The 26,775-nt window shown below is 63.4% G+C and carries 20 protein-coding genes; 11 read left to right on the top strand and 9 right to left on the bottom strand.

What is annotated here, in order from left to right; translation table 11 throughout:
- The first annotated feature begins 1 nt into the window (after window position 1).
- From NCW75_08330 to NCW75_08310, 5 genes are read left to right on the top strand one after another with little or no spacing between them, the layout of a single operon-like run.
- Window positions 2-931, top strand: a complete 930-nt coding sequence (locus NCW75_08330; protein UYV11310.1) for a polysaccharide deacetylase family protein — start codon at window positions 2-4, stop codon at window positions 929-931.
- Entirely contained in the window at window positions 928-2,007 is a 1,080-nt protein-coding gene (locus tag NCW75_08325; GenBank protein ID UYV11309.1) for a glycosyltransferase family 2 protein, read from the top strand. Before NCW75_08330 ends, NCW75_08325 begins: the two co-directional genes overlap by 4 nt.
- Window positions 2,004-2,621, top strand: coding sequence for a hypothetical protein (locus NCW75_08320; protein ID UYV11308.1), 618 nt, complete (start codon window positions 2,004-2,006; stop codon window positions 2,619-2,621). Before NCW75_08325 ends, NCW75_08320 begins: the two co-directional genes overlap by 4 nt.
- The gene (locus NCW75_08315; GenBank protein ID UYV11307.1) at window positions 2,618-3,790 is read left to right on the top strand and encodes a glycosyltransferase; all 1,173 of its coding nucleotides are present in this window, start codon (window positions 2,618-2,620) and stop codon (window positions 3,788-3,790) included. Before NCW75_08320 ends, NCW75_08315 begins: the two co-directional genes overlap by 4 nt.
- An 11-nt stretch (window positions 3,791-3,801) precedes the next feature.
- Window positions 3,802-4,683: a sulfotransferase domain-containing protein gene (locus NCW75_08310; protein ID UYV11306.1), complete on the top strand. Its 882-nt coding sequence runs from the start codon at window positions 3,802-3,804 to the stop codon at window positions 4,681-4,683.
- 7 nt (window positions 4,684-4,690) lie between these two features.
- Here NCW75_08310 and NCW75_08305 read toward each other — a convergent pair whose 3' ends face one another.
- Window positions 4,691-5,656, bottom strand: a complete 966-nt coding sequence (locus tag NCW75_08305; protein ID UYV11305.1) for a hypothetical protein — start codon at window positions 5,654-5,656, stop codon at window positions 4,691-4,693.
- A gap of 564 nt (window positions 5,657-6,220) precedes the next feature.
- Between NCW75_08305 and NCW75_08300 the strand changes: the two genes are divergently transcribed.
- Window positions 6,221-7,471, top strand: coding sequence for a hyaluronidase (locus tag NCW75_08300; GenBank protein ID UYV11304.1), 1,251 nt, complete (start codon window positions 6,221-6,223; stop codon window positions 7,469-7,471).
- A gap of 348 nt (window positions 7,472-7,819) precedes the next feature.
- Here the strand turns inward: NCW75_08300 and NCW75_08295 are convergent, their stop codons facing one another.
- A complete protein-coding gene (locus NCW75_08295) occupies window positions 7,820-8,872 on the bottom strand; it encodes a hypothetical protein (GenBank protein UYV11303.1) in 1,053 nt (350 codons plus the stop codon).
- A gap of 190 nt (window positions 8,873-9,062) precedes the next feature.
- On the opposite strand from NCW75_08295, the gene NCW75_08290 reads away from it, so the two are divergent.
- Window positions 9,063-10,268 carry an Mrp/NBP35 family ATP-binding protein gene (locus NCW75_08290; protein ID UYV11302.1) on the top strand — a complete coding sequence of 402 codons (1,206 nt, stop codon included), beginning with the start codon at window positions 9,063-9,065 and terminating at the stop codon, window positions 10,266-10,268.
- 95 nt (window positions 10,269-10,363) lie between these two features.
- On the opposite strand, the gene NCW75_08285 is transcribed toward NCW75_08290, so the two are convergent.
- From NCW75_08285 to NCW75_08270, 4 genes are all read right to left on the bottom strand, one after another.
- Entirely contained in the window at window positions 10,364-11,185 is an 822-nt protein-coding gene (locus NCW75_08285; GenBank protein ID UYV11301.1) for a hypothetical protein, read from the bottom strand.
- 299 nt (window positions 11,186-11,484) lie between these two features.
- Window positions 11,485-12,345 carry a hypothetical protein gene (locus tag NCW75_08280; GenBank protein ID UYV11300.1) on the bottom strand — a complete coding sequence of 287 codons (861 nt, stop codon included), beginning with the start codon at window positions 12,343-12,345 and terminating at the stop codon, window positions 11,485-11,487.
- 276 nt (window positions 12,346-12,621) lie between these two features.
- Window positions 12,622-13,359 carry a hypothetical protein gene (locus tag NCW75_08275; protein ID UYV11299.1) on the bottom strand — a complete coding sequence of 246 codons (738 nt, stop codon included), beginning with the start codon at window positions 13,357-13,359 and terminating at the stop codon, window positions 12,622-12,624.
- Between the two features lie 164 nt (window positions 13,360-13,523).
- A complete protein-coding gene (locus NCW75_08270) occupies window positions 13,524-15,122 on the bottom strand; it encodes a hypothetical protein (protein ID UYV11298.1) in 1,599 nt (532 codons plus the stop codon).
- A gap of 261 nt (window positions 15,123-15,383) precedes the next feature.
- Between NCW75_08270 and NCW75_08265 the strand changes: the two genes are divergently transcribed.
- From NCW75_08265 to NCW75_08255, 3 genes are read left to right on the top strand one after another with little or no spacing between them, the layout of a single operon-like run.
- The gene (locus NCW75_08265; GenBank protein UYV11297.1) at window positions 15,384-15,977 is read left to right on the top strand and encodes an NAD(P)H-dependent oxidoreductase; all 594 of its coding nucleotides are present in this window, start codon (window positions 15,384-15,386) and stop codon (window positions 15,975-15,977) included.
- A 28-nt stretch (window positions 15,978-16,005) separates the two neighbouring features.
- Entirely contained in the window at window positions 16,006-17,343 is a 1,338-nt protein-coding gene (locus NCW75_08260; protein ID UYV11296.1) for a hypothetical protein, read from the top strand.
- A gap of 21 nt (window positions 17,344-17,364) precedes the next feature.
- Window positions 17,365-18,594 (top strand): NAD-dependent epimerase/dehydratase family protein, encoded by a 1,230-nt coding sequence (locus NCW75_08255; protein ID UYV11295.1) that lies wholly within the window; start codon window positions 17,365-17,367, stop codon window positions 18,592-18,594.
- On the opposite strand, the gene NCW75_08250 is transcribed toward NCW75_08255, so the two are convergent.
- A complete protein-coding gene (locus NCW75_08250; GenBank protein UYV11294.1) occupies window positions 18,591-19,748 on the bottom strand; it encodes a cystathionine gamma-synthase in 1,158 nt (385 codons plus the stop codon). The two genes, NCW75_08255 and NCW75_08250, sit on opposite strands and share 4 nt — an antisense overlap.
- A gap of 196 nt (window positions 19,749-19,944) precedes the next feature.
- On the opposite strand from NCW75_08250, the gene NCW75_08245 reads away from it, so the two are divergent.
- A complete protein-coding gene (locus tag NCW75_08245) occupies window positions 19,945-21,792 on the top strand; it encodes a SulP family inorganic anion transporter (protein UYV11293.1) in 1,848 nt (615 codons plus the stop codon).
- Between the two features lie 104 nt (window positions 21,793-21,896).
- Here the strand turns inward: NCW75_08245 and NCW75_08240 are convergent, their stop codons facing one another.
- Together NCW75_08240 and NCW75_08235 are read right to left on the bottom strand one after the other, a co-directional pair.
- On the bottom strand, window positions 21,897-22,583 hold the full coding sequence (locus NCW75_08240; protein UYV11292.1) for a hypothetical protein: 687 nt from the start codon (window positions 22,581-22,583) through the stop codon (window positions 21,897-21,899).
- A gap of 567 nt (window positions 22,584-23,150) precedes the next feature.
- Window positions 23,151-26,492: a KAP family NTPase gene (locus tag NCW75_08235; GenBank protein UYV11291.1), complete on the bottom strand. Its 3,342-nt coding sequence runs from the start codon at window positions 26,490-26,492 to the stop codon at window positions 23,151-23,153.
- Window positions 26,493-26,775: the final 283 nt, after the last annotated feature.

The following is a 26,775-nucleotide window of genomic DNA, read 5'->3' as shown; positions in this document are numbered from 1 at the left end:
CATGCCTAGGTCCACCGAAATCACGCACGCCATGTCCTTCGATATCGAGGACTGGTTCCACATCGTGCAGGTGCAAGGGCTCGAAGCCGAGCACTGGGACGACCTGACCAAGCAGCAAACGCTGGTCGAGCGGTACACCGACCAGATCCTGCAAACCTGCGCGGATGCGGACACCCGGGCCACGTTCTTCGTGCTGGGATGGGTCGCCGAGCGGTACCCGGCGCTCATTAGGCGCATCGCCGAGGCGGGCCACGAGCTGGCCAGCCACGGGCATATGCACGACCCCGTGGGCGAGCTGGGCCGCGATCGATTTGCTGAGGATCTCGAGCGATCAATCGACGCCATCGGCGAGGCCAGCGGTGTCCGTGTCCGGGGCTATCGGGCACCATCGTTCTCGATCGTGCCCGGCTGCGAGTGGGCGTTCGACGTGCTCGCCGACGCGGGCATCCAGTGGGATTCGAGCCTGTTCCCCGCACCGCGAGGCCACGGCGGATATCCGTGCCCGCGCGAGCCGCACCTGGTGACCGCGCCCAATGGTGCCAAGATCCGAGAATTACCGGTGTCGGTGTGGTCGCCCCTGCCAGCCATATCGTTGCGCATGGGATTCTCGGGCGGTGGTTACCTGCGGCTGCTGCCGTACTCGCAACTCAAGGCTGCGATCACCAGCGAGGCGAAGAACGGCCGACCCACGGTTGCGTACCTGCATCCGCGCGACTTCGCGACCGATTGCCCGCGTTGGCCCATGCCACCGCACCGGCGGTTCAAGTGCTACGTTGGGTTGGGCTCGACCCAACGCAAGCTCGAACGGTTGTTGGCCGATAATGCATGGGAACCCTGCAATTCGGTCTTGTCCCGATTTCTTGGCTCTGCCGTGCAGGACGAGCCGGGCATCGCAGAATCCAAAACCCCCAGCCAGACCGCCGCACCATGACGACCGTCGTAACGACGCAACCCAAAACACCGGCTAAGGCCGAGCATCCGCACCAAGCCGATGCCGTGCCGATGCCATTGCGTGACGGCCTGGAGCTCCACCGCACCGAGCTGACGCAGCTGCCGCCCGTCGAGGGCTACCCGGCACCGGGCAGCGTCCCGGTCGCCGTGCTGGTGCCCGTGAAGAACGAGCAGATCAACATCGCCTCGTGCCTCCGCCGCCTCGCGTGGGCCGAGCAGGTCGCGGTGATCGACAGCCAATCGACCGATGACACGATCGCGCTCTCCCAAGCGAGCGACGCGGAGGTCTACCAATTCGAGTACGACCGCTCGACCGGCTGGCCCAAGAAGAAGAATTGGGCGCTCGAGCACGTCCCCTGGCGGCACGAATGGGTCCTGATCGTGGATGCCGATGAGCACATCACCCCCGAACTGGCCAAAGAGATCGAGGATATTGTCACCGGTAAGAACAAGTCCGAGGGCAATGCCAGCGGCGATGGCTATTGGCTGAACCGCAAGTTCATGTTCCTGGGGCGATGGCTCAAGGGTGGAGGGTGGTATCCGAGCTGGAACCTGCGCCTGTTCAAGCATCGCATCGGTCGCTACGAACGCATCGGCGACTTGGGAGACACCGGTTCGGGTGACAACGAGGTACACGAGCACCCCGTGCTGCTCACGGGCGAGGCGGGGTACCTGGAGCACGATATGCTGCACTACGCGTATCGTGACCTGAGTACCTGGATCGAGAAGCACAACCGCTATACGACCTGGGAGGCCCACGCCTGGGGGGCCCACGCCCGAGGGGTGATGGACACCAGTGGTGTGAAGGCAAAACTCTTCGGCACCACGATCGAACGGCATCGCTGGCTCAAGAAGCACACCCGGAATCTGCCCGCAAGGCCGCTGCTCCGGTTTTGTTTTGATTACTTCATTCGTCGTGGGATACGCGATGGCTATCCCGGCCTGGTGATGGCCACCAACATGGCCTGGTACGAGTTCATGTCGGTCGCCAAACGGCGCGAGATGGAGATCATCAAGAAATTGGACCAGAAGTACAGCGGGGGGCCGCCGGCATGACCGAACAACAAACACACATGCGCGCCCGTGACTACGTCGACGAGGGTGCCGATCTAAACAACCGGAGCAAGAGCCCCTATTCGCTCAAGGCCAAGGTCGCGCGGGTGCTGTGGGGTATCGTTCAGGCCACGCTCTTCAGATGCTCGTTCCATAATTGGTACCGGCTTCGCAGAGAGTTGCTCACGCTGTTTGGCGCCAAGATCCACCCGAGCGTGCGTTTACGCCGAACCGTGCATATCGAGATCCCCTGGAACCTCACGATCGGCGAGGGCAGCTCCGTCGGCGATCACGCCATCCTGTATTGCCTCGGCCCGGTCACGGTGGGCAAGGGCGTGGTGATCAGCCAGAACGCGCACCTGTGCGCGGGTTCGCACGATTACACGCTCCGGGCGCTCCCGCTCCTGCGCCCCCCCGTCATCATCGAGGACGAGGTCTGGATCGCCGCCGACGCGTTCGTCGGGCCGGCGGTACGGGTCGGTGAGGGCGTGATTCTCAGCTCGCGTGGTTGCACGATGAAGGACCTCGAACCGTGGTCGATCTACGCCGGCAACCCGGCCGTGCTCATCAAACCCCGGCCCCCATTCCGCGACGAACCCGTGTCGAGCGACGCATGAGCGGGCTCCGCGTCGTCCATGCCATCGGCGACCTCGACCCCGCTGGCGGCGGTCCGCCGGTCGTCGCCGCATGCCTGGCCGCGGCCCAGGCCCACCTCGGCTGCGACGTCACCATCTTGTCGTACCGCACACCCGAGGGCGGCCCGCGAGGCGACGCCCTGATGGCCGAGACGCCGCACGGCGACCTCGTGAACCTCGTCTCGATCGAGTCGCCAGGCCGGTACGAGCGGCTCACGGGAAGTGGGGCGGCAAGGGCGTTCGCCCACCTCGCCGACGACGGCGTCGACGTCCTCCACACGCACGGCATGTGGGAGCCCATGATGCCCGCATGTTGCGCGGTCGCCCGGAAGCGTGGCAGTGCCTACGTCGTCACCCCGCACGGCATGCTCGATCCCTACACGCTCTCGGTGAAGCCCACCAAGAAGCGCATCGCTCTGGCGACCACGCACAAGGCGTTCTTGCGCAAGGCCTCGTTCGTCCACATGCTCAATGCCGACGAGGCCACGCTCGCCGAGCCCGTGCTCCACGGGGCACCAACGCGGGTCATACCCAACGGCATCTTCCTCGAAGAACTCGAGCACAGGCCCCCGGCCGGCACGTTCCGGTCCAAGCATCCCGAATTGGCCGAACGGCCATATATTTTGTTCCTTTCGAGGCTGGCGCACAAGAAGGGCCTGGACTACCTCGCGGACGCGTTCGCGCAATTCCACCAGCGGATGCCCGATGTTGATCTCGTCGTCGCGGGTCCAGACGGCGGCGAACAGGCACCCTTCGAGGCCAGCATCGCGAAGCACGGCGTCGGCCATCGCGTGCACGTCGTTGGCCCGCTCTACGGTGCCGACAAGCTCGCGGCTCTTGGTGATGCCGCCGTCTTCTGCCTGCCCAGCCGACAGGAGGGCTTCTCGATCGCGATCACCGAAGCGCTCGCGATGGGCATCCCGGTCGTGGTGACCCGGGCGTGCCACTACCCCGAGATCACCGAAGTCGGGGCGGGCATCGAGACCGACCTCGACGCTGGCGATGTCGCCGATGGCCTGGAGCGCGTGCTGTCGGATCGGGATGCGGCCAGCCAGATGGGGCAGGCCGGAAGGGCACTCGTCCGCGAGCGATTCACGTGGCCCAGCGTGGCACGCCTTACCATCGAGTGCTACAAAGACGTCCTGTCCTGAGCGAGACACCGATGCTTCCAACGTTCCTCATCATTGGTGCTCAGAAGAGCGGCACCACCACGCTCTACCGCGACCTGCTGACGCAGCCGGGTGTGTACTTTCCTTTCCACAAGGAGCCGACCGCTCTGGCGCACGATAAGGTACTGACGCCCGAAGGGCTGGCAGAGTACGAGAGCCTCTTTGCCAATGCCAAGGCGACCGATGCTCGCGGCGATGCGTCGACGGGCTACGCCAAGATTCCACGATTCACGAATGTCCCCGAGCGAGCCCACAAGGTGCTCGGCCCCGACATCACGCTCCTCTACATCTTGCGCGAGCCGGTGAGCCGGATCGTGAGCCATCATCACCATGAGATCACGAACAAGCCCGGTCCTGCCACGGTCGACGAGTTCATCGATGCCGACCATACGGCGATCCCCTTCAGTCGATACGCCTTCCAGGCAAAGGCATGGCTCGAGTACTATCCGGTTGGCCGCCTGAACGTGCTGCTCTTGGAAGAATACGTGAAGGACCGCCGGGCCGCAATCCAGCTGCTCGCGCCGAAGCTCGGTTTTGCGTCCGAGCCAGACAGGGTCGACCCACAATCGAAGTTCAACACGGCCCGGGGGCGCTCTTCGGACCGCGGTCTAGCGATGCGTATCCGCCGGACTCGGCCCTACCAACGGCTGCGACCGATGCTGCCCGTCGCAACGCGCGACCGACTACGCCGGATGCTCACTCCCAAGGCTCCGCCCCCTCCGCCCCCGCCGTCTGAAGCTTGCGTCGACAGGCTTCTGGGCGAACTCGAAGATGACCAGCGCGAGCTGGCCGACATCCTTGGACGGCCATACCCACTGTGGGATCCGGACGGGGTTCGTGACCGCTACGAGAAGCTGAGGCTGGCGTCCCAGTGACGAGGCTTCACGCCGGCTGCATCTGACGCCGGGCGAGAATGGCCGCCATGCCCGGGTTATTGCGCCGGAATCGCATCAACTCGCTCGCCCACGTCAGGAACAACACCGAGAGCAAAAGGTGCAGGAACCCCCAGGTGTTCGTGCCCAGGTAGATCATGTGGTTGACCATGCCCTGTGCGTACACCATGGCCATGAACGCGGCCAATGTGCTGATGAGCAGTGGGTCGACATCCATGAGCGTTCGATATCGCCAAACATAGAATGTGGCACCGAGGCTGATCGCCGCGAGCACGAGGTACGGTCCGGCCAGCGCAAGGCCTCCAATGTAGGCTTGCTTGAGATACGCGTTGTGTGCGTGAAAGCCCAGGCTTTCATCGGCTTCGGCTTGCAACCCACTGGTACCCAAGAGGCCGGTGAGCGGGCGCTGCGAGATAGACTCTCGGATGTACTCCACAGCTTGCGAGCCCCGGGCCGATTCGAGCGATTTGTATCGGGCAAAGGGGTTGCTGTCCACACGGCTGAGCACGACCGCGATCCCTACGAGAAGGATGCCAATCATTGGGACGGCGAGCACCGGTTTGCGGAGCATCGTCAAGCCAAGCGGAACACACACGCCCATGATGGTGATGATCACCGATCGACTGCCCGAGAGCAACGCCATGCCGGAGGCCGCGGCGGCTGTTCCGGTCCACACCAGCCGCATCGGGATGACCCGGTCGCGTAGGGCAAGATACAACGTGAAGCCAACGGTCATGGTAAACACCATGCCGATTTGCAACGATGACGCACCATACGGCTCGAAACGGGAGTGGCCGCTGTGCGTCCATCTGCCCAGGACGATGGCGCTCATCAGGATTGGCGTGTTAATCACGAACCCGATCGCGAGGTACTTGAGGAGCCGGACCAGCGACGCAGCGTCGACGACCGTCTTGGCGACCTCAAGCACCGCGAAGACCATGCAGATCCACTGCACGGCTCGGAGCAAAGGGAACAGATTGTCCTCTGTAGTGATCAGAAATATCGGGCCAACCAAAGCGAGCGGCACATACGCATAGCACATTATGGAAAGCTTGCGTTTGGGTCCCGGAGACAAGAACGCCGCAGCGGCAACCGCCAAGAGCATGGCAAAGCCCAAGGCCTTGGCCCCCAGGGCCGGAGCCCCCAAGAGGGGTAGCCGACCGACCATCAGAAACGGCGGCATGATGATGAGAGCGGCCGGCAGCCTCAACCGTGCAGGGCACAGCAAGAAAACTAGCCCGATAATGACCGGTGCCAGTATCAGCACCGGCAACGGGATGACATCGGTGTACTGCTCGAAGCTGAACAAAAACCTATCTCCGTCGCCGTACTCCGGCCCGCTGAATCACTTATCTCCCCTAACGCCATCGCCGGCCATCGGGTTCGGGCCCCCCGCAACGCACAGGCCCTACGTTCCTTTCGGCTCGCCAGACTCGTGACTTGTTCCACTTCGGCCCGAGCCCGGTGGCAGCCGATCCCAAACCGGCGGGCATCGTACCGTGTTGGTGCAGCAACACGATTGCGATACCTTGGTCATGGCCCGGGAGGCACGAATTTGATCGGAAAACGTTTGGCATTGACTCCCGCCTGTGTGTTGCGGTGCGCTCTTGCTGCGTCGGTTGGGCTGGCAACACTCGCGATCGCCAGCGCGTCCGGTCCTGTCGTCACGCTCAATGGGAAGGCGAAGGCCCCCCTTGCCGCAGGCGAGTCTCCAGACTTCCAGTTCCGCCTTGCGGCGTTCGCCACCGACAGCGTTGACGATCAATACGGCGGCATCGATCCGGTGCACAACACGGACCTCACTGGCACTCCGTACAACCAAGAGGTCATCGATATTCCCGGGTGGAAGCTCGGGCGGTACCGTCGCCAGGGGCCACACCTGATTGCAATGCAGACTCCGAACCTCAGCTTGCACTTGACCAGGCTGGAAGAGCACGTTCCCCAACTCGTGCCAATTGATTTCACTGGGGTTGTCGTGATCGACTACGAACCCTGGTGGGCACTCTGGGAGAGAACGAACAACAAGCCATCAAGTGAAGAGTTCGATGCCCTCGACAGCGACTACAAGGACGATTGGCGCGATTATGTACGTTCGCAGCGGGCCTATCTGCTCGACGGCTTGAGCCCAGAGTGGGAAGAGCACGTGTACAAGCGGACGTATGAGGCGTTCGTCCGCACATTCCTTCTCGCGACATACTACAAGTGCAAGCAACTCAGGCCGCGAGCACAGTGGGGTTTTTACAACTACCCACAGGTGATCATCAACAGCGATCTCACCGCGAGCGGCGTGAAGGGCTACGGCGATCTTTCTCACGAGGCCAGTCGATTGAACGACGACATCCAGTGGTTCTTCGATGCCGTCGATTTTGTGGTCCCCCGCATCTATCCCGCGCTGAGGGTTCCCGAGCAGTGGCCGCCAGTGGAGCGACAACCTGGTGAGATCAGTCCAACGGTCCACGAAGCCTGGCTCAGTTCGATGGTTCGTGAGAGTGTTCGCCTTGCAAAAGGCAAGCCCGTGTACCCTATCCACTCCCCGGTTTTCTATACCGCACACGCGTTCAAGCAGGAACCGGTCAGCCGCTACCAGCACGAAGAGGTTTACCGTATCCTCGCCGAAAACGGGGCCGCCGGTGTCATCATCTGGCACGGCGTGGGCGACCGTGAGGGCGTGGACGCCTGGCACCAATTATGGGAAAACGAGCTCAAACCTGCCGGCATCAACGCCGACCGGGCGATCAACGGCCCGGGTGCTGGATCACCAGGGTCGTGACCTGGGGGCGTGACGACTGACCGATATCCAAACAAAAACTAAAAGCGGGGTACCATCGTTTGACGGCACCCCGCTGGAGGAGAGAGAGAGATATCTAATACTAACCTGTTTATCGGGCTGATTCACCAGTCTTCTATCGCATCTTTCTAGTTTGCTAGGGTAAACAGGCACTAAACGACAGAGAGTTCCGATCGTATTTTGTTCGCATGCAAACTAACTGCGCTCAGTCGCTATGCCATTTTCATGCCTGCCAGGCCGGTTTTCTGGAACACGTCCGGCGATCGCAGAATTGCAAAGACCACCCAAACTGGGTGGTCTTGTGTTTGTCAAGGTAGAAATTTATTTTTGCTACTGAGGGCGACGCCGCGGCGATTCACGCTCTTCGCTCTGCAAGAGCCGCCGCACCAGTTGCGTGCGTTGTTCGGGAGACATCTCGATTGCCCGGGCGATGACCGCTTCGCGTCGCTCGGCCGGTATCGATTCCAAACGCTCGGTCATCCGCTGTCGCACGTCTTGGGGGAGTTGAGAGAACCACTGTCGCAATTCCGTCGCACTCTTGTCGGTGTCTGCGACTCCCCCTTGGCCGCTTCGTTCGGGCCGTTGGGGGCGCCGGTCATCCATCTCTTCGAACCGAGCCCCGATCTCGCGGCGGTAGCGTTCACGCATCTGGCCCATGCGCGACTCTGCGGCTTGCGCCCTTGACGCCTCGATCGCTTTTCCGACATGGGCCTGCTGGGCCGCGCTCAACTCGGCCCAGATGCGCGTTTGCAAACCGGCCAATGCGCGCGCCCCACCACCCCGTGAGGTGTTGCGATCACCACGCTTGCGTGCCTCTTGCTGGCCCTCTCCCAGCTTGGGGCGTTGCTGCCGGTCGCTCTGGCGCCGGTCCATCGAGCGTTCATCGGCACGGGGGCGATCCGATTGTGGACGATCGATCTGCGGTCGATTCCGGTCCTGCCGGCGATCGGATTCTGGCTCTCGGCCGTCCGTGGGGCGAACTACGGCATCACGTTGCTGGCCGGAGCGCTGGTCACGATGGGTACGAAACTCTCGCTCGAACGCGCGCACATGCGTGGAGATGCGCTCGCGCTGCTCGGGCGAGAGTCGGATAGCCAGTGGGGCATCCTCTGACATCAATTCGCCGAGGGCCTTGCGAAACACCTGCGGTGGTACCGGCTGTGCGGTCCTACGGGTTGCGGTGTCGGTGCCGGCCGAGAATCCCGACTCGGTGCCGGGCACACGTTGCTCTCGAACACGGGGACCGGATAGCGTGGGACGCTCGGCTTGCTGGGCTTCGCGAGTCGGCCGCTTGCCTTCTTGGGCGATCGTCGGTGTGGCCAGCGTGGCCAGTCCGGCGACCGCGATCAGCATGAAGGGAGCCTTGAGTCGGCGATTCGTCATTCGGTGCCTCCTTGGTTGATCGCCCGGTCGAGATTAGTGATGGCCTCGGGGCATGGTACCGTTGGTTGCGCTGCCAGCCTCGGCCGGCGACACCCGGTGAACGCTCGACCTGCGGGACCGATTGCATCTCTGGTTCTACGATTCCAAGATCGAACCGTCCGCTACTGCTGGGCCACCGAGCCGAGGAATTATGCCGATATCCGAAGAACAGGTCCGTCGCTGGTTATCCGCTGTATCACCCGCCGGCGAAGAAGCCGACCTTGTGTCGGCCCGCCGGCTCGAGTGGGTTTCACTGCTCGAAGACGGTCTGTCCATCAAGCTCCACCTACCCGATATCGCGTCCGATGCGCGCGCGATGGAGGCGGTGGCCGGGGCGTGCCTCGAAGCGGTGCGGCAGGGTGCCGTACGCGCCGGCGAGCGTGTACGAGCAATGCGTGTGCAATTCGTCGATCGTGATGGTGAAGTCATCCGCGAGACCGCCTTTGCGGCGTCGCCCAAGGGGGCGCTCCGTCCCGCTGGCGAGTCGCCATCGGCCAGGCCGGCCCAGCCCGAGACGAAGCCAGAAGCAGAGCCAGCGTCCACGCTCGCGAACGTGGGCCACACCATCGCGGTGGGGGCCGGCAAGGGTGGCGTGGGCAAGAGCACGGTGGCCGTAAATATCGCCGTGGGATTGGCGCGTCGTGGCAAGGCGGTGGGTTTGCTGGACGGCGACATCTACGGACCCAGCCTTCCGACATTGATGGGTCTCGGGGCGATGGAGCCGAACGTCCTCGATGGTCGGTTCCAGCCGTTCATGACTCATGGGGTGAAGTCCATGACCGTCGGGAAGCTGGTTGAATCGGATAAGCCGCTCATCTGGCGTGGTCCGATGGCCCATGGCGCGTTCAAGCAACTCACCGAAAAGACGGACTGGGGGGAGCTCGATCAACTGGTGATCGACCTGCCGCCGGGCACCGGTGATGTGCCCCTCACGATGGCCCAGAATCTGTCACTTGCGGGTGCCGTGATCGTGTGTACGCCCCAGCGTGTGGCCCAGGACGATGCCGTCCGCGCCATCAAGATGTTCGAGCAACTCGGCATCGACATCCTGGGTGTGGTCGAAAACATGAGTGTATTCGTGGCGCCCGATGGTTCCGAATATGACATCTTCGGCTGCGGTGGGGCCCAGCAGATGGCCCAAAGGTTGGGTCTGCCCTTCCTGGGAGCCCTACCGATGACCATGGACTTGCGTGCCAATAGCGATGCCGGGGAGCCGACCGCGAACTTCGAGGGCGACAGCGTACCCGCGCAGCGTCTGAGGAAGGCCATGGATGGGCTGCTCAACAACCTGGAAAGCCAACTCGCGTTGGCTTCGGTGCGGCAGGCGAAGTCCACTCCGACGTTGACGATCACGTAGCATGGATATCGGATAGCTGAGGCACAAATTGACAACCCCCGCGACTCGCATCGCGGGGGTTGTTGTTCGATCTCAATCGAAGCTAGCAGCGCGGATTACGGGCAGCCGGCATCGAACTGGTTCTGGAACTCGAGGAAGTCGAAGATGGTGAGCACGCCGTCACCGTCGAAGTCGGCTTCGAGGTCGCCGGCATCGAAGAGGTTCTGGAAGGCCAGGAAGTCGAAGATGGTCAGGACGCCGTCACCATCGATGTCGGCGGGGCAGCCGCCGCCGCCACCAACTTCGCCTTCGGCGATGATGATGAAGTGGGCGTCCGGGAAGCCGAAGTCGGCGACGTCGGCCGGATCGACGATGCCGCAACCGATGGGCGAAGCAACGTAGCTGGGGGCGGTCTGGCCGAAGCTGTTACCACCGATGAAGAAGACGTCGCCGAACTGGCCGCCGGCCAGGGTCAGGAAGTCTTCGGAAACGACCTCGACCATCAGGGCGCTGCCGGCGTCGACGCTGCCGTCGACGTCCATGGTGACGACCTCGAGGGCGCGGTCACCGCTGGTCATGCTGGCGCTGCCAACGAGGGTGGCGCCGGCCAGGGGCGGGCTGCCCGCGGGCACCTGGTACAGGTTGACGGTGATCTCGGACTCGATCAGCGTCGGCATGAGCAGGTTCTCGACGCCGAACTCAACGGTCGAAACCGTGAAGCCCTCGGTGACGCCGAAGTCGGCCAGGGTGAACGAGCGCGACCACTGGTTGTCGGTGGTCGTCTGCGGGCCAGCGGTGCCAGCCGGAGCAGCGCAAGCGATGCCGGCACCGGCCGTCACGAGGAACTCCTCGAGGTTGTGCGAGAGGCGAGTCTGGGCGCTGGCAGCGGTGGCCAGGCCAGCAACGGCGATCGTGGCGAAAGCAAACTTCTTCTGCATGGTATTCCTCCCCAGGGATAACACTAACAAAGTTCTGACAGAACTGAGGCGAACTGCCTCGGGAAATACGCCCGACAACTGCAGGCGCTCAGCATAATGTACTCCAAAACCAAGCAAAATGAAAGCAAATCTGGACAGATTCCTGCTAAAAAATCGTCCTATAACCACATATACTAGCCGGATCATGCAAATTGGGGGTTATTGCCCGCAGGATTTCCATAGTCGGCCGCTCGTTATCCGCATGGATCAGTACCCGGATTTCGATATCCAAATCCCAACTACCGATCAAGTGAAGGAAATCAGCAGCCCAGGTCGAACTCGTTCTGGAAGGCCAGGAAATCGAAGATCGTCAGGGCGCCATCGCCGTCGAAGTCGGCTGTCAGGTCGCCGGCATCGAACAGGTTCTGGAACTGGAGGAAATCGAAGATGGTCAGGCTGCCATCGCCGTCGAGGTCGGCCCGGCAGCCGGTGCCGCCATCGCCCTCAGCGGTGATAAACAGCTTGGGCCCCTCACGGCCCTCAAAGGGCTCCTGGCCGCGGTAGGTGGCCGAGACGTTGGGGTCCATGTCATCGACGAAGACCAGGGTGAGCAGATCCTCATTTTCGATATCGGACTTGACGCCGTCGATCAATTCGAGGGCCTCGCTGCCTCCGCCCGGGCCGCCGGCTTGGTCGTAGCGGTCGATGGTGCCCGAAGCTTCTTGAAAGAAGAGGTAATTCAGGAATGGGTCCGGGTCGCCCAATTCGAGCTGGGGCGCGCCCAGATCAAAGAAAGGGAAGAACAAGCCGCTCGCATCGGTCTTGATGTCGGCCGTGTCGTCGGTTGCGTAGTAGACAGCAACGAATCCATCAGCGGTGAAGCCGGCGTTGTCCTGGGTCAATTCCAGGGCGAGGCCCGTGACCTCCCAGCCGCCAGGGAAGAGGGTGTCAAATTCGGCGCGAACGGCCGAGAGATCCCAGCGGGCCACGCCGTATGAGTCGAAGGAGCCCCCGCCGCTGGTCGTGCCCTGGATGTTGAAGAAACGATCGCCGCCCGAGCCCCCGCGTGGACCGTCTGGACGGATGGTCCCGGTTTCGGTGGCTACGGCCGAGAGGGTCTCTTGGGCCAGGGCAGTCGTGGCGAAGGTCACGCCGCAGAGCGCAATGAGGGTACGGTTCATGTCAGTATCTCCCTAGTTCGTCCGATGGGTCTGGCTGGGCTGGGGCATGGGCCACTTCAGAGGCGCATCTTGTCTCCCGGAGCCATTCGAGGCGGAATGCTATATGGGATAGGTGCTCGATTGGTTGGAGGCGTATTAGGAGTTGTTGAATTCCGTGGCGGATTCTGCCTGTTTTCGGGCGTCAAACTGGGCAATGTGCGCATCAATACACGAAAGCAGCCGCTGGTCCTACGCCAGCGGCCGGTCGGTCTTGCACGTGATTTCGATCGCTTTGGCTTACTCGCAGCCGGCGTCGAACTCGTTCTGGAAGGCGAGGAAGTCGAAGATGGTGAGGTCACCGTCGCCGTCGAAGTCGGCCACTGGATCGCCCGCGTCGAAGAGGTTCTGGTACGCGAGGAAGTCGAAGATGGTCAGCTCACCGTCGCCGTCGAGATCGGCGCGGCAGCCCGTGTCGGGGTTGCCCTCGATGACGATGCCAACGGTGGCACCGGTGCCGCCGGGTTGCCACTCGCCCGTGGCAAAGTGGGTGGTCGAGGTGTAGCCGGTGACGCCGGTTGCCCAGTTCCACACGGGGTTCTCTGCCGCGCCGTAGTCGCTCTCGGCGACGATCCAGTACGCCTGGCCCGCGTTGAGCACGGTGTCGCCCGAGGCGATCGCGGTGTCGAGTTGCGGATCCCAACCGATGGCGGTGATGAGCAGATCCATCGCCTCAAGCTCTTCGCCCGAGGGGATGAACGCGTCACCAACGGCCTGGTCGGTCTGGACGGTGACCCGTACCGGTCGGTCGAGCGGATTCGCGAAGTCGTTGCTCATGAACCAGGCCGACACGCTGGTGAGGCGGTAGTCCTCGTCGGGCACGAATCTGACAGCCACGGACTGCTGGGTGAAGACGTCGAAGCCGATGAGGCCGAAGGGGCTGCCGAAGGGGTCGTTGGTCTCGAAGATGACGTCGGCACTGGCGATGGGAGCCACGGCGGCGAGGGCCAGCGTCGCGAGGGTGACGAAACGGGGCATATCGGTTCTCCTTGGACTGGGGAAGGTTGGGTTGGGAGGGTTCCCCTGGTCGAGCGCACTGTTCGCGTGCCGGATCGGGAGGGTTCCGAATGGGGTACGCCCGGGCGTGCCGGTCTCGTGGCACGCCCGGGCGTGGGTATGGGAAGGGGTACTGGGCGGTTTGGTTACGGGCAGCCGGCCCCAAACAGGTTCGAGAACGCGAGGAAGTCGAAGATGTCAAGCACGCCGTTGCCGTCGAGGTCGGCCTCGCAGCCGGCGTTCACCGAGACCATGTCGCTGGCGGCGTTGCCGCTGGGGGCGACGCAGCCGACGCGTGCTTTATCGCCTGCGCGGAGGCGGAGCGTGTAGGCGCAGCGGTCGATCTTGGTGGTGTCCCAGATGGCGATCGTGTCGCCGGCGGGGATGTTCCCGGTGCCGCTGGCGATGTGGGTCCAGCCTCGGCTGCTTCCACCGGTGTACTCGAGCACCCACGAGGCGATGTTCGTATCGAACACCTCTCCCTTGACGTCGACGAGGCCGTTGACCCACTCGCAGGGCAAGACCGAGGTGATCTCGGCGATTGGCGCGGTGTTATCGACCTCGTAGATGTTCGTGGTGTTGGCCGCGCGGCCGCAGACGTCGGACACGCGGACGCGGACCTCGTACTTGCCGTCGGCGACGGTCCGGGTGTCCCAGTTGGCGAACGGGTCGTTCGTCACGCTCCGGGTGTAGACCGGGGTGGTTCCGTCGACGGGCAGGAACGGGCCGCCGGTGGTGGGGCGGTAGTCGACGGTGTAGCTGGTGAAGCACGAGCCGCCGACGCTGCCGTCAAGGCAGATGGTGCCGCCGATGATGGTGTCGGTCTCTGGCGTGCGGATGACGGCGGGGTTGGCCGCGGTGTCGAGGCGGACCTCGATGGCGGCGCTGGCGGTCAGGCCAACCTGATTGATCGCCTCGACCAGGATGATGTAGTCGCCGCCGGGCAGGCCCGTGGTGTTCCACGTGGTCAGGCTGCTCGCCGAGCAGCGCTCGGAGCTGGAGCCGCCGATGAACATCCAGCCCGTGCCGCCGGCGTCGCCCGAGCGACGTGCGCGGACGGTATACACAAGGTCGCTCTCAGGGTCGCAGGCCAACCCCCGGATGTCGACCATGCCCGGGCAGACGCACGACTCGGGGCTGGGACTGGTAATGCTGACGTTTGGGGGTGTGGTGTCGATGACCGGCGCGGCCACGACGATGGTGGTGCTGCGGCCGTCTTCGAGGATGAGGGTCATCCGGCCACCGGTGGTGGTGAACTGGTCGGCGTCGGTCTTGGCAAAGAAGTGCTTCGAGGACTGGCCGCCAAAGACCGGGGCGAACGCGAAGCTATAGTCGAGGTTGTCGCCGTCGCCGCTGCGTAAGCAGTTCGTTGGTGCGGCGGTGCCCACGCCCGACGGATCGTAATCTACGTCGGTGAAGAACCCGGCCATGCCCTCGCGGACGACCCGGATGATGCCTGCGCCCGAACTGCCACCCACGTCCCGGATGCGCGGCTGGAACGCCAGCGTGCCATCGGCTCGGCGGACGACACGGTCCTGGACGAATCCGGTTCGGGTGAGGCCGAACCGATCGATGATCGTGAACGGCACGAGCGTGTCGCGGACGACCGTGCCCGGCGAGAAATCACCCGACAGTGAGACCGAGCCGCCCGGTGCGAGCGGCACGGCTAACGCCTGGCCGGCGATACTCGCCAGTGCGAGAGCGGCGAGCGGGGCGAACAATGACCTGGATCGAGTCAACAGCATGGCGTGTACTCCTTGTGTGGCAACCTGGGGAAGTGCCTGTGTGCAAAGAGCGGGAGCCGGGTCGTACTCTCACGCGGAATTTGAGAATTATTCGGGTCGGGGTCTCGTAGATGGTCGAGGATGTTCCGTATTGCGTGCGGCCAGAGGGGCGCTTCCCAACTCGCGGGGTTTGGCCTCGCACCCGCCTCGTTGCAATCGACTTTGCCTATGCTGCCGCTTCTTAAGATTGGATCGAGATGATACCTGCGAGGGAGACTACCGATGACCGAAACAACCCCCAAGATCCTCGTCTTCGCCGGCAGCTTGCGAACCGACTCGTGGAACCACAAACTCGCGGTCGCCGCGTCGAAGGGAGCCGAGGCGGCCGGGGCGGTGGTGACCGTCATCCGGCTGCGCGAGTTCCAGTTACCGCTGTATGACCAGGAAATCGAGGACCACCAGGGCCTGCCGGAGAACTGCCTGAAGCTCAAGGAACTCTTCAAGGCGCACCACGGCCTGCTCATCGGCTGCCCGGAATACAACAGTTCCATCAGTGGCGTGCTGAAGAACACGATCGACTGGGTCAGTCGTCCGAGCGATGGCGAGACGCCGCTGGAGTGTTTTGAGCGCAAGATCGTGGGGCTGACCGCCGCGTCGCCCGGCGGGCTTGGTGGTATCCGGGGTTTGCCGGTCGAGCGGATGTTGCTTGGGCACATCAAGGCGATCGTGCTGCCCGATCAGTACGCTCTGGCGAGCTGCCACGAGGCGTTCGACGATGAGGGCAACCTCAAGAACGACAAGCAGCGGCAGATGGCCGAGGGCGTGGGCAAGGCGGTGGCGGATGTCGCGGCGAAGGTGGGAAAAGTGACGGCCTGAGAGTCACTGCGCATCCCCGATAGCCACGATGATCCGACGCACGGTCGAGCGAGTGGTCGCGTTCGAGGCTGGGGAGTTCGCTCCGGCCGTGCTGTCGGCGTTGTACTTCTATTGCCTGCTGTTTGGCTATTTCATGCTGCGGCCGCTCCGAGACACGATGGGCTTGGAGGGCGGGGTCGACTCGCTCCGGCTGTTGTTTCTGGGCACGCTGGCTGTCATGATCCTGGCCAATCTTGCCTTTGCGGCCGTGGCGTCGAGGGTCGCGCGACGGGTGTTCGTGCCGTTGGTCTACGGCTTCGGGGTGGCGTGCCTGTTGTGCTTCCTGGTCGCGTTCCTCATGCTCGGGCCGGGCGGGTCGGAGGTCGTTGGCAGGGTCTTTTATGTCTGGCTCAGCGTGTTTAACCTGATGGCCACGGCCGTGTTCTGGGGCTTCATGGCCGATATCTTTACGCGCGAGCAGGGCAAGCGGCTCTTCGGTTTCATCGCGGTGGGGGGGACGGCCGGGGCCATTAGCGGTTCGGCCTGGACGGCGGGGTTTGCCAAGGCCTTGGGAGACGTTGGCCTGTTTGCAGGCGCGTCTGCGCTCATCCTGGCCGCGGGCGTGCTAGCGGTGGTGCTCGATCGTGTGGCGAGCCGGCGCTCCATGGGTTCGAGCGATCGCGCGCTGGCGGATGGCCCCTCATTGGGCGGGACGAGTTGGCAGGGCGTGATCGCTGTGATTCGGTCGCCGTACTTATTGGCGATCGCCGCGACGGTCGGGCTCTTTGCGATCGCCTCGACGCTGCTGTACTTCGAGAAGAACAGGATCATCGAGGCCTACACCGGCGATGCGGCCGTTCGTACGCAACTCTTTGCCGTCATCGAACTGGGCGGGCAGATCCTCACGATCCTGCTCCAGGTGTTCATTACGGGCCGCCTCATGCGCCGTGTCGGTGTTGGGTGGCTGCTCGCGATCGTGCCCGCGGTCACCATTGCCGGTTTCGTTGCGCTGGCCTTGGCGCCATTCGTGCTCGTCGTCGGGATGTTCGAGGGTGTGCGTCGCGCATCGCACTATGCGCTCAGCAAGCCCGCCCGCGAGACGCTGTTTACTGTCGTTCCCAGAGCCGACAAGTACAAGGCCAAGGGCCTGATCGACACGTTCGTGTATCGCGGCGGTGATAGCGTGGGCGCGTTGGCCGACATGGCGCTCGCGGGCATTGGGCTCGTCGCCGCGTGGCTGGCCGTGCCGGTTGGTGCCGCCTCGCTCGGGATCGCGATCTGGCTAGGCCGTCAGGAGTCGAGCACCACTGTTCAGCACTTGCCGATCGAAGACCTTCCAACCCCCGGCTCTGGGCCGCTAGCATCGCCCGCGAGCCCGCAACCGTAAGTTTAGAATGAGGACCGTACCATGAACCAGACCCGGAGAGACTTCATGAAGACCGCCTCGGCCACCAGTGCCGCCGCGCTGCTCGGGCTCGGGCCGTGGAGCCAGCACACGTTTGCCGGGATGCGGGCGGCCAAGGGCCTCAAGATCCTGTTCCTGGGTGGCACGGGCATGCTCGGGCCGCACGTGGTCCGTATCCTGGTCGATCGCGGCCACGAGGTCACGCTGTTCAACCGCGGCAACCGCGACGAGATGTTTCCCGATCTGGAGTTCATCCAGGGCAACCGCATCATCGATGTCGAGCCGGGGCTGAAGCCCTTGCAAGACGAGATCGACACCGGCCGCACGTGGGACGCCGTCATTGATACCGCCAGCGTGCACACCTGGGTCGAGAACAGCGCGAAGCTACTCCAGGAAGCGACCAAGCATTACACGTACATCTCGTCGCTGTCGGTGTACGCCGACAACGGCAAGGTCGGGCTCGACGAGAACGACACCGTCGCGGCGATGCCCGACGACGTGGCCGATGAGATCACCACACCGCAGTACAACATGATGTACTACGGCGCGGTGAAGGCTCGGAGCGAGGCGGCCGCCCGCAAGTACTTCCCGGGCAAGGCTCTCATCCATCGCCCGGGCCTGCTCGTGGGCCCGCGAGACTTCACGCACCGCTTCACCTATTGGCCCGCCCGCGTGCGCCGGGGTGGTGAGGTGCTCGCGCCGGGCGAGCCTGATCACAAGATCCAGTTCATCGACGTGCGAGACCTGGCGGCCTTCATGGTGCTGGGCATCGAGAAATCGCTCACGGGCACGTACAACGTCAATGGCCCGGTCGGCGGCGGCATGACTATCGGCAAGCTGCTGGACGCCTGCAAGAAGACCACCGGCAGTGACGCGACGTTCACCTGGGCCGGCGCCGACTGGCTGACGGTTCAGGGTGTGAACGCCTGGGCCCAGATGCCGGTATGGATCCCACCGGCCGAGGGCATGGCCGGCTTCCACACACGGGACCTCTCGAAGGCGGCCAAGGCCGGGCTCACGACGCGGCCGCTAGAGACGACCATTGCCGACACGCTCACGTGGCTCGACGAGGAGTACATGCCCATGTGGAAGGAGGCGATGGCCGACCGCGGCACGCCCGACGCCGAGTTCGACTTCGGCGGCAGCCGCCCCGGCATTACACGCGAACGCGAGGCCGAGTTGCTCGAGTTGTGGAAGGCCCGTGACAAGGGCGAGACCAACAAGGGGCGTTAGCCGATCGCCCGGTCGAGGTCCGCGATCAGGTCGCCGACATCCTCGATGCCCACACTCAGACGCACGAGGTTGTCGGCGATGCCCAGCTTGGCGCGCTGGTCGGCCGGCACGCTGGCGTGCGTCATGATGCCCGGGTGCTCGATCAGGCTCTCGACCCCGCCCAGGCTCTCGGCCAGGGCGAAGATCTTGACTGTCTCGAGCATTTTCTTGCTCTCGGCCACGCCGCCCTTGAGGTAGATCGTGAGCATGCCGCCGAAGCCGCGCATCTGCTTCTTGGCGATGGCGTGCTGCGGGTGGCTCTCGAGGCCCGGGTAGATCACCCGCTCGACCTTGGCGTGGCTCTCCAAGTGGCGGGCAACCTTGGCGGCGTTGTCACAGTGGCGGTCCATCCGCACGTGCAGGGTCTTGGTCGATCGCAGGAACAGGAAGCACTCCTGGATGCCCGGCACCGCGCCCTCGGAGAGCTGGAGGAACTTGAGCTTCTTGTGGATCTCGTCGTCGTTGACGATGAGCGCCCCGCCGATGGCGTCGCTGTGCCCGCCGATGTACTTGGTCAGCGAGTGGCACACGATGTCGGCCCCGAGCGCGAGAGGGTTCTGCAAGTACGGGCTGCAGAATGTGTTGTCGACGCACACCATCGCGCCGGCGGCCTTGCCCATTTCGGCCAGCACGGCGATGTCGACGATCTTGAGCGTCGGATTCGTGGGCGTCTCGATCCAGATGAGCTTCGTATTCTTGCGGATCGCGCCCTTGGCCGCGTCGTGGTCGGTCATGTCGACCAGCGTGATCTCGATGCCGAGCTGGGCGAAAACCTTGTGGAACAGCCGATTGGTCCCGCCATATACGTCATCGCAGAGCACCACATGGTCGCCGGTTTTGAGAAGGTGCAGCACGGCACCCGTCGCCGCCACACCACTCGAGTACACCAGCCCATGCTTGCCGCCTTCCAATGAAGCCAGGTTCGCCTCGAGAGCTGTACGTGTCGGGTTGGCCGCCCGGCTGTAGTCGTACTCGCCGATGATCTCCCCGGGCGATTTCTGCACGAAGGTCGAGGTCTGGTAGATGGGCATGCAGATGGCCCCGGTGCTGGGGTCGGGGCTCTGGCCGGCGTGGATGGCCTTGGTGCCGAAGCGGGCGGAGTCGTCGATGTGCATGGAAGGGCCTCGATTGCGTTGGCGCGTGCGCGGGGGTCGTGGGCGAGAGCCGGAGGGTAGGGGCCGCAGCGAGATCGGGCCTCCGCCTATGATCGCCGCTCGCCGCGGGCCGATCGGCCCGTGCGTCACGCAACTCAATTTCCAGCCGACGATGCGCGCGGTGCCGCCGCCGCGCTGTGTCCTTGTTTGAGGCCCCATGCCACCGAAGCCAGAGATCACCATCCGCCTACCCGGGTTCGCCAACGGCAAGCCCCGCGTGTTCGACCTGCGATCGACCCTGAGCGGTTCCCCGAAGGCCGAGGTCCTTGCCGGCCTCACGGTCGCGCTGGCCCTGGTTCCCGAGTCGGTCGCCTTCGCGTTCGTCGCGGGCGTGCCGCCATTGGTCGGCTTGTACGCCGCGTTCATCGTTTGCTTGCTGACCGCCATCTTCGGCGGGCGGCCGGGCATGATCTCGGGCGCCACCGGCGCGATGGCTGTCGTCGTGGTTGCGCTGGTGGCGGATCACGGCATCGGCTACCTCTTCCCCGCGGTCGTGTTGTGCGGGTTGATCCAGGTCGCCGCGGGCTTACTCAGGCTCGGCAAGTTCATCCGCATCGTGCCCCACCCGGTGATGCTGGGGTTCGTCAACGGCCTGGCGATCGTGATCCTGCTCGCGCAGGCCGACAGCTTCAAGACGCTCACCGCGGATGGCGCGATGGCGTTCCTCCAGGGCACCCGCCTGTGGCTCATGATCGGCCTCGTGGCCGCGACGGTGGGCATCATCGCATTCCTGCCCAGGCTCACCCGCGCCGTTCCGGCGTCGCTGGTGGCCATCATCACGATCTCCATCGCCGCGATCGCCATCAACGCCGTGAGTCCGGGCACGGCCACCGAGCGCCCCGTGCGCACGGTGGGGGATCTTGTGCTCGACAACACCAAGGCCGCCGCCGTGCGCCAGGCCCAATCTACTAAGGATACCGCTGCGCTCGCCGCCGCCTCGGCCGAGCTGCCCGAGCGCGTGCGCGACTCGGTCGTCGTGACCAACGAGACCCACGCTCCTCTGGCCCCGCTGACGAGCAAAGAAACCACTGCCGCCCTGGCCTCGGTCGACGAATCGGGGGCCGGCATCTCGGGCGGCCTGCCGCGGCCCGCGTGGCTGGACTTCGATCTGCCGCCGTTCACGTTCGAGACCTTGCTCATTATCTTGCCCTTTTCTGTTATTCTCGCCGGCGTCGGGCTCATCGAGAGCCTGATGACCATGACGCTCGTCGACGAGCTCACGCAGACCCGCGGCAATGGCAACCGCGAGTGCCTGGGGCAGGGCGTGGCGAATATTGCTTGCGGCTTCTTCGGCGGCATGGGCGGCTGCGCGATGATCGGCCAGAGCCTGATCAACGTGAAGGCGGGAGGCCGCCGCCGGCTCTCGGGCATCACCGCCGCGCTCAGCCTGCTGGCGTTCATCCTGTTCCTGGCCCCGCTCATCGAGGCCGTGCCCATCGCCGCGCTCGTGGGTGTTATGTTGATGGTCGTCGTGGGCACGTTCGAGTGGACGACCTTACAAACCTGGCGCAAGATCCCGAAAGCGGAAGTCCTGGTCATGCTCGTCGTCGCGGGCTACACGGTCTTCATGCACGACCTGGCGACGGCGGTCCTTCTGGGCGTCATCATCTCGGCCCTCATCTTCGCGTGGAACAAGAGCAAGCACTTCTACGCCGACCTGCAGTTGAATGAGCAAGGCAGCCGGATCTACCAGCTCCACGGCGGCCTGTTCTTCGGCAGCGTGTCGAGGTTTCGGGAACTCTTCGACCCGGCGAACGACCCCGACGACGTAGTCATCGACTTCTACTTCAGCCGCGTGTACGACCAGAGCGGCCTCGAGGCCATCAACGCCCTGGCCGAGCGGTACACGGCCCTGGGCAAGCGGCTGCACCTGCGGCACCTGAGCGAGGACTGCCGGCGCTTGCTCGACAAGGCCGGCGACCTGGTCGAGGTCAACATCAGCGAGGACCCGCACTACCACGTGGCGACGGATCGGACGACGTGGCACGACGATCCGGCGCGGTAGGCCCCGATTGCAATCCGTGCGACACAACAGATAACCCGCCCGAGCCCCATGAGAGCTCGGACGGGTTCCACGACACCTTCTGGTTGCCGTTCTCGGCCTCTTGCTTACGCGGCCTTCTCGCCGGTTCCCGTGCCGCCGGCCTTGATCTGCAGCTGCCCGTTGCCGCCGCTGGCGAAGGGCACGTAGATGTTCTCGCAGGTGGCGCTGGAGAGCTCGCCCCGCTTGGCGGTAATGTTGTACACCGCGCTGGCGGTCCCGGCCTCGATCCCGGTGTCAACAAAACTCTTGGTGCCTGTCGAGCCCACGAGCGTGAAGCCCGATTGGCCATTGAGCTGGCGGCGGACCTCGAAGAAGGTGCCGGTGTGGCTCTGGGCGTTGTCGGCCTTGAAGGCGAGCACCACGTTGCCGTTGTTGTCGATGCTGGCGTCGATGTCGTAGGGCATGCCGGGCGCGGGGGCCGGGGTCGGGTCGGCCGGCGCGGGGATCTGGGCGATCGTGTACACGCTGGGGTCGCCGGTCGCCTTGGCGTAGGCCTTGATGGTGGCCAGGTTGCCCGCGCCGAAGCTGCGCAGCGCCTTGGCGGCGTCGTTGGCGGCGGCGGTCGCCGCTTCCTTCTCGGCGTCCTTGGCGGCCTGCGTCGACACGGCGTCCTGGGCGCTCGTGAGCAGTCCTTCAAGCGTCGTGATCGATTCCACGCTGAGGCCGATGGCCGCGGCGTTGTCGGCCCACACGGGCACGTGGGTGGCATAGAAGCTGATCATCGCGTCCTTGGAATCGGGAACGATCGGCATGGCTGCATCTCCCTGGGTGGCCCGCGTCGGGGCGTGTTCGCTTGCGGCCGAGGGCGACGGTGCCCGCGTGGCCGTTGCATTTTGCATCGGCGCGGCCGCATCGAAACTTTCGTTCGCCGATCAAGAAAATGCAACATGCGAACGCGATCGCGGCTCTCGGTCCGGGAGGGCGGTCTTTATCGGAAAGATAACATCGCGTTGCGACGCGATCGTGCGCTGAGCGGGTGCGGAGGCTGCCGGGTGTGGGGAGGGATCGGCGGTGGCGGGCGGGTGTGTTGAGAAGGACGCCGCCGGGGTGGCCGCTGGCAATGGGCCATTGGCAATGGGCCATGGGGGAGAGGGGGAGGAATGCCGGAAAATGGCCGGAAACCGGCGATCTGTGCCCGCGTGGAGCTTCTTACTCCCTCCCCAGCCCCCGGCGGGGCCGCTCCGCGGGGGCTCTCGATCAGTGCCGAGGTCTTCCGAGGCGGAGGGGGGCTTTGCCAGTTGCAATGGGCGATTGGCGCGGTAAGCTCGCAGAGACATGGGGGAGTCGAGAAACGACGATCGGCTAGAGAATTTGTTGGCTTACCCCGCCCCTTGATCTTTGTCCGCTGCCTCGAGCACCTCTGTCCAAGCCTCGGCTTCGCTGCCTGTTGCGGCCTCGACCATCCGTGTTGCCAATGCGTGAACTTCACGTGTCGAGCCCGTGGTGTTCACGATTGCAAGTGCCACCGATGCTGAATTCGGCAACTCCGGCCGCCGGAGTATGACCTCGGAGAGACGACGAGGCTTACTGCTGTCCTCGGGCTCCAGGGCTTTCAAGACCGCTCGACGCACGACACGGAGATGGTTGTCGTTGGTTGCGTATTTGTGCCAGTTGGCGATAAACTCTTCAGGTGTAAAAACTTGCCGTACTCGATCCGGCGTCATGCCCACGACGATTGCATCAAGCAGGTTCAGGCCGTCTTGGCCATCGATGCGCCTTTGGATGAACTTTCGAAGCGCAACCAATGGAGCTTGTATGATATAGTCGACATACTTGCTGATGCTTGTGGTCTCATCCACGAGAGTGGTCAGTTCGCGTTTGTTGGGCAGTTGGCTAGTTCGTTGCCGAACTGAGAAATCAAGGCTCCTTACAGCGCCCAAGCCGAGAACAATTGCGCCAACCGCGCCGTGTGCGTTCTGGTTGAACACTGCAATTAATCTTTCGTACAACAAGCCACTGTCACACAGGCTCACCATCATTGTGCGAAAGTGCTTGATGCCGTCGTTGATTTCGTTCGTGTATGGTACATCAGTGTAGAGTTCATCAAGGCAGTCGCATCGCAGTAATGCCAAGGCCGAAGAGATTGCGTCCGCATCTTTACCGGTAGAGTCTTTGAGATATTTGGCGATGTCTTTCGCTACCGCATCCCATGCGACACCAAGCTTCGGAGCGTGCATTGCAACGCAGGTGGCCCGGCTCAAATCTTGGAGTGAAACCTCCTTGTTTTGTGTGGGGTATAGCGATTCCTGAGTGTCCTTTGGCGAAGCGCTCCAGAGGCGTTTCCACCATGAGGTGGTGTCTGGCCAGTTGCCGTAAAGCGTATTGAGACATGAGACGAACCCCAAGCGTTCTTTCGGAACTTGGATCTCAGTAAGCGACGGTATGCCATCAATCGTTAGGTAGTTGTACTTAAGCTCGGGCTGGATGGTGGACCAAAGCGAGCCCCATGCATCGCCAAGGTGACGCCCAGCCTCCGCCGTACTTGTGTTTTGTGCTAGTTGTTGGATCTGCATGGCGAGGACTTGGATGGTCTTACGCCGTGGGCAAAGTTGTACGGCCTGATTACACAAGTCTTGAGAATCGGCGCGAAGAGTCCACCCCGTTGCGTTTGTGATGAGGAGTTCAACGAGATCAGCGATCGACTCTCTGCTGTGTGTGGGATGTGCTATGCTGAGGGCGGCGAGGCTAGTGATAGCAGTGGTGACGACGGGTATGCCGTTGGAGACAATCGATGATGCGATGGTGTTCTGTGATTGATGTAGTGTGGCCCAAAACAACGCGTCGTCATCGGGTGAGTGAAACTCGAGGTCTTGTCTCGACACAAGGGAATGAACGATACGGCCTGCCATCAAGAACTCATCCGCGTCTGAGCGACTCCACGTGTTCAATACAAGGCAAGCGAGCATCTGCTGGCGATCGGAAGTGAGCCAGCCCATCGGCAACTCCCGGATCGAATGCATCTCTTGGTTCAGAAGCTTGCTTCGAATTACCTCGCTGGTATAGCCCTCTCTCCGGAGGAGTTCGTATGCGGCCAGGGATTCAATGGAGAACTCCATGTCCGCTGGCATCGGCCACCTGGGTGCGAACGTCAGCCTTGGGGCGTGCTGCAGTTGTCGGGCGCGCAGGTCGTTGGCAAAGAGTTTGATCTGCCTGAGAGTTGGCGGACGTCCCCACAAGATCGTCAGGTGGGTAAACAGGCGTTCGATCTCACTAAGCGCCTTTGGCGTGCCCATGATTCCAAGCGAGTGGCAAAGCGCCAGGCGAAGCTGCTCTTGCCATTGAAGAACGCGAAGGGGTGGGACATCCAGTCGCACTGCAAAGGTCTTATCAAGAAACGAGCTATCTCTGCCAGAGCCTCGCGTGCCAGTATCGTCGGCGTGCTGGCTGTCGATCGGCCAGAGCGTCTCCATGTGTGTTCGGTCGTACGGGACCAGTAGCCATACTTGTTTGACCAGCGCACGCTGTGATTCATCTAATAACGTTGAAGGCGAGTCCAGTTCCAGAAACGCACGGAGTGTCCTCCAGACGGCGAGGGCTTCCTGGGCTTCGAGTCGGTCCAGGTTGTCTAGCACGAGGACGAGTCGACGGTGTGGATGCTGTGTCTCTGTTTCGGTCTTTGTCCCGATGCATCGTTTGAGCAAAGTGACGAATCTGGACTCAAATTCCTCGACGCCGAGCGATCGACTGCCACGGATCTCAGTCTCGACCTCGTGCGGCTGGCGCCGCAGCAGGTGTTCAACGAACGAAGGCCGTTGGATGCCGCGGGCAATTTCAATCCCCGAACGCCAAGGCGGGTACTTCTGCTTAGACCGTGTGGGATCCCAGGACGAGGTGTCGCGGAGCCACAGTTGAGTCGCACCGGCCAGTGCGAGCGTCCCGGATGCAATGACCCAAACCCAAGCGAGCGTAAGGTGGCCGTGTGTGGCGAGCACAAAGGTGCCAAAAGCGAGCATAGAGAGCCCCGCAACAACCTCAAGTGTCGGACAGATCATCCAATGCTGTTTTGGATCCGTGAGCATTAAGAAAAAGGAAGCGATGGACCGTTGTACCCATGCCGCCGCTACGACGACGATGATCGCTACCAGCAACCAATATGCGGGAGCTTGCTTGAGAAGCGCCCGGACGTCGTCCACGGAGCGAACCCCGGCAACACGATCGCTGAGCAGCAATGGCACGATGACGAAAACAATCGCGATTAGCAGCAGGTCGCGTGCTCTGAAGAGCGCCCGCTCCGTTCGTTTCTCGATATGCAACTTGCCGCGAAGCTGATCAAAGACCCGTTCGGCCTTCCGATGGGCGGTGCGCTTGAGCCACCGCTTCTTTCGCAGCGCCCTGGCGAGACCGCTCAGGAACGCGACTCGCAATGGATCGCCCTCGTGCTTCCACGCATCGAACGTGTAGACCAAGACCGAGTCGCCGCACTTCTCTTGAAGGAGATTGACGATCGTTGACTTGCCAGAGCCCCACGAGCCTTCCAACGCGATGGCCTTGCCGCCGTTCTTCCCCTTAACAATGTCGGCAATCGCTCTTGCGACGCGATCATGCCCGCCACCGGCCAGGTCCACATCGGAGGGCTCGTCATCCAACAGTTCGACCACCGGCACGACGGGAGTGGTCTCCCCTACCGGATCCGCTTCGCCGTTCTGCTGTTGTTCAGTCATACGGGAGAACTCTACCCAATCTCCCGGCATCGGGCCTGTCAGGTCTGCCCTCTTGGAGCGTGAATGCGTTGAGCCCCGCGCAATCCCCCCTCACGGCCTCCCAGCCCCGATCCGCCCCCCATTCCCGGACCCCGCCCGCCCATCGGCGGCCACCATCGGTCCCACGGCGGTCACTCCCGTTCCCACGGCGGCCGCCGCCGTTCCCGCGATGGCCGCTCCCGTTCCCACGCGGGCCACGCTCGTGTCCATGAGGATGGCCGCCGTTCCGACCCCGATGGCCCCC

It is taken from the genome of Phycisphaera sp. (genome assembly GCA_025916675.1).
In the GTDB taxonomy this organism is placed as follows: domain Bacteria; phylum Planctomycetota; class Phycisphaerae; order Phycisphaerales; family UBA1924; genus JAHCJI01.
The sequence above is the reverse complement of the archived record's forward strand: the minus strand, read 5'-3'. Positions and strand labels throughout refer to the sequence as shown.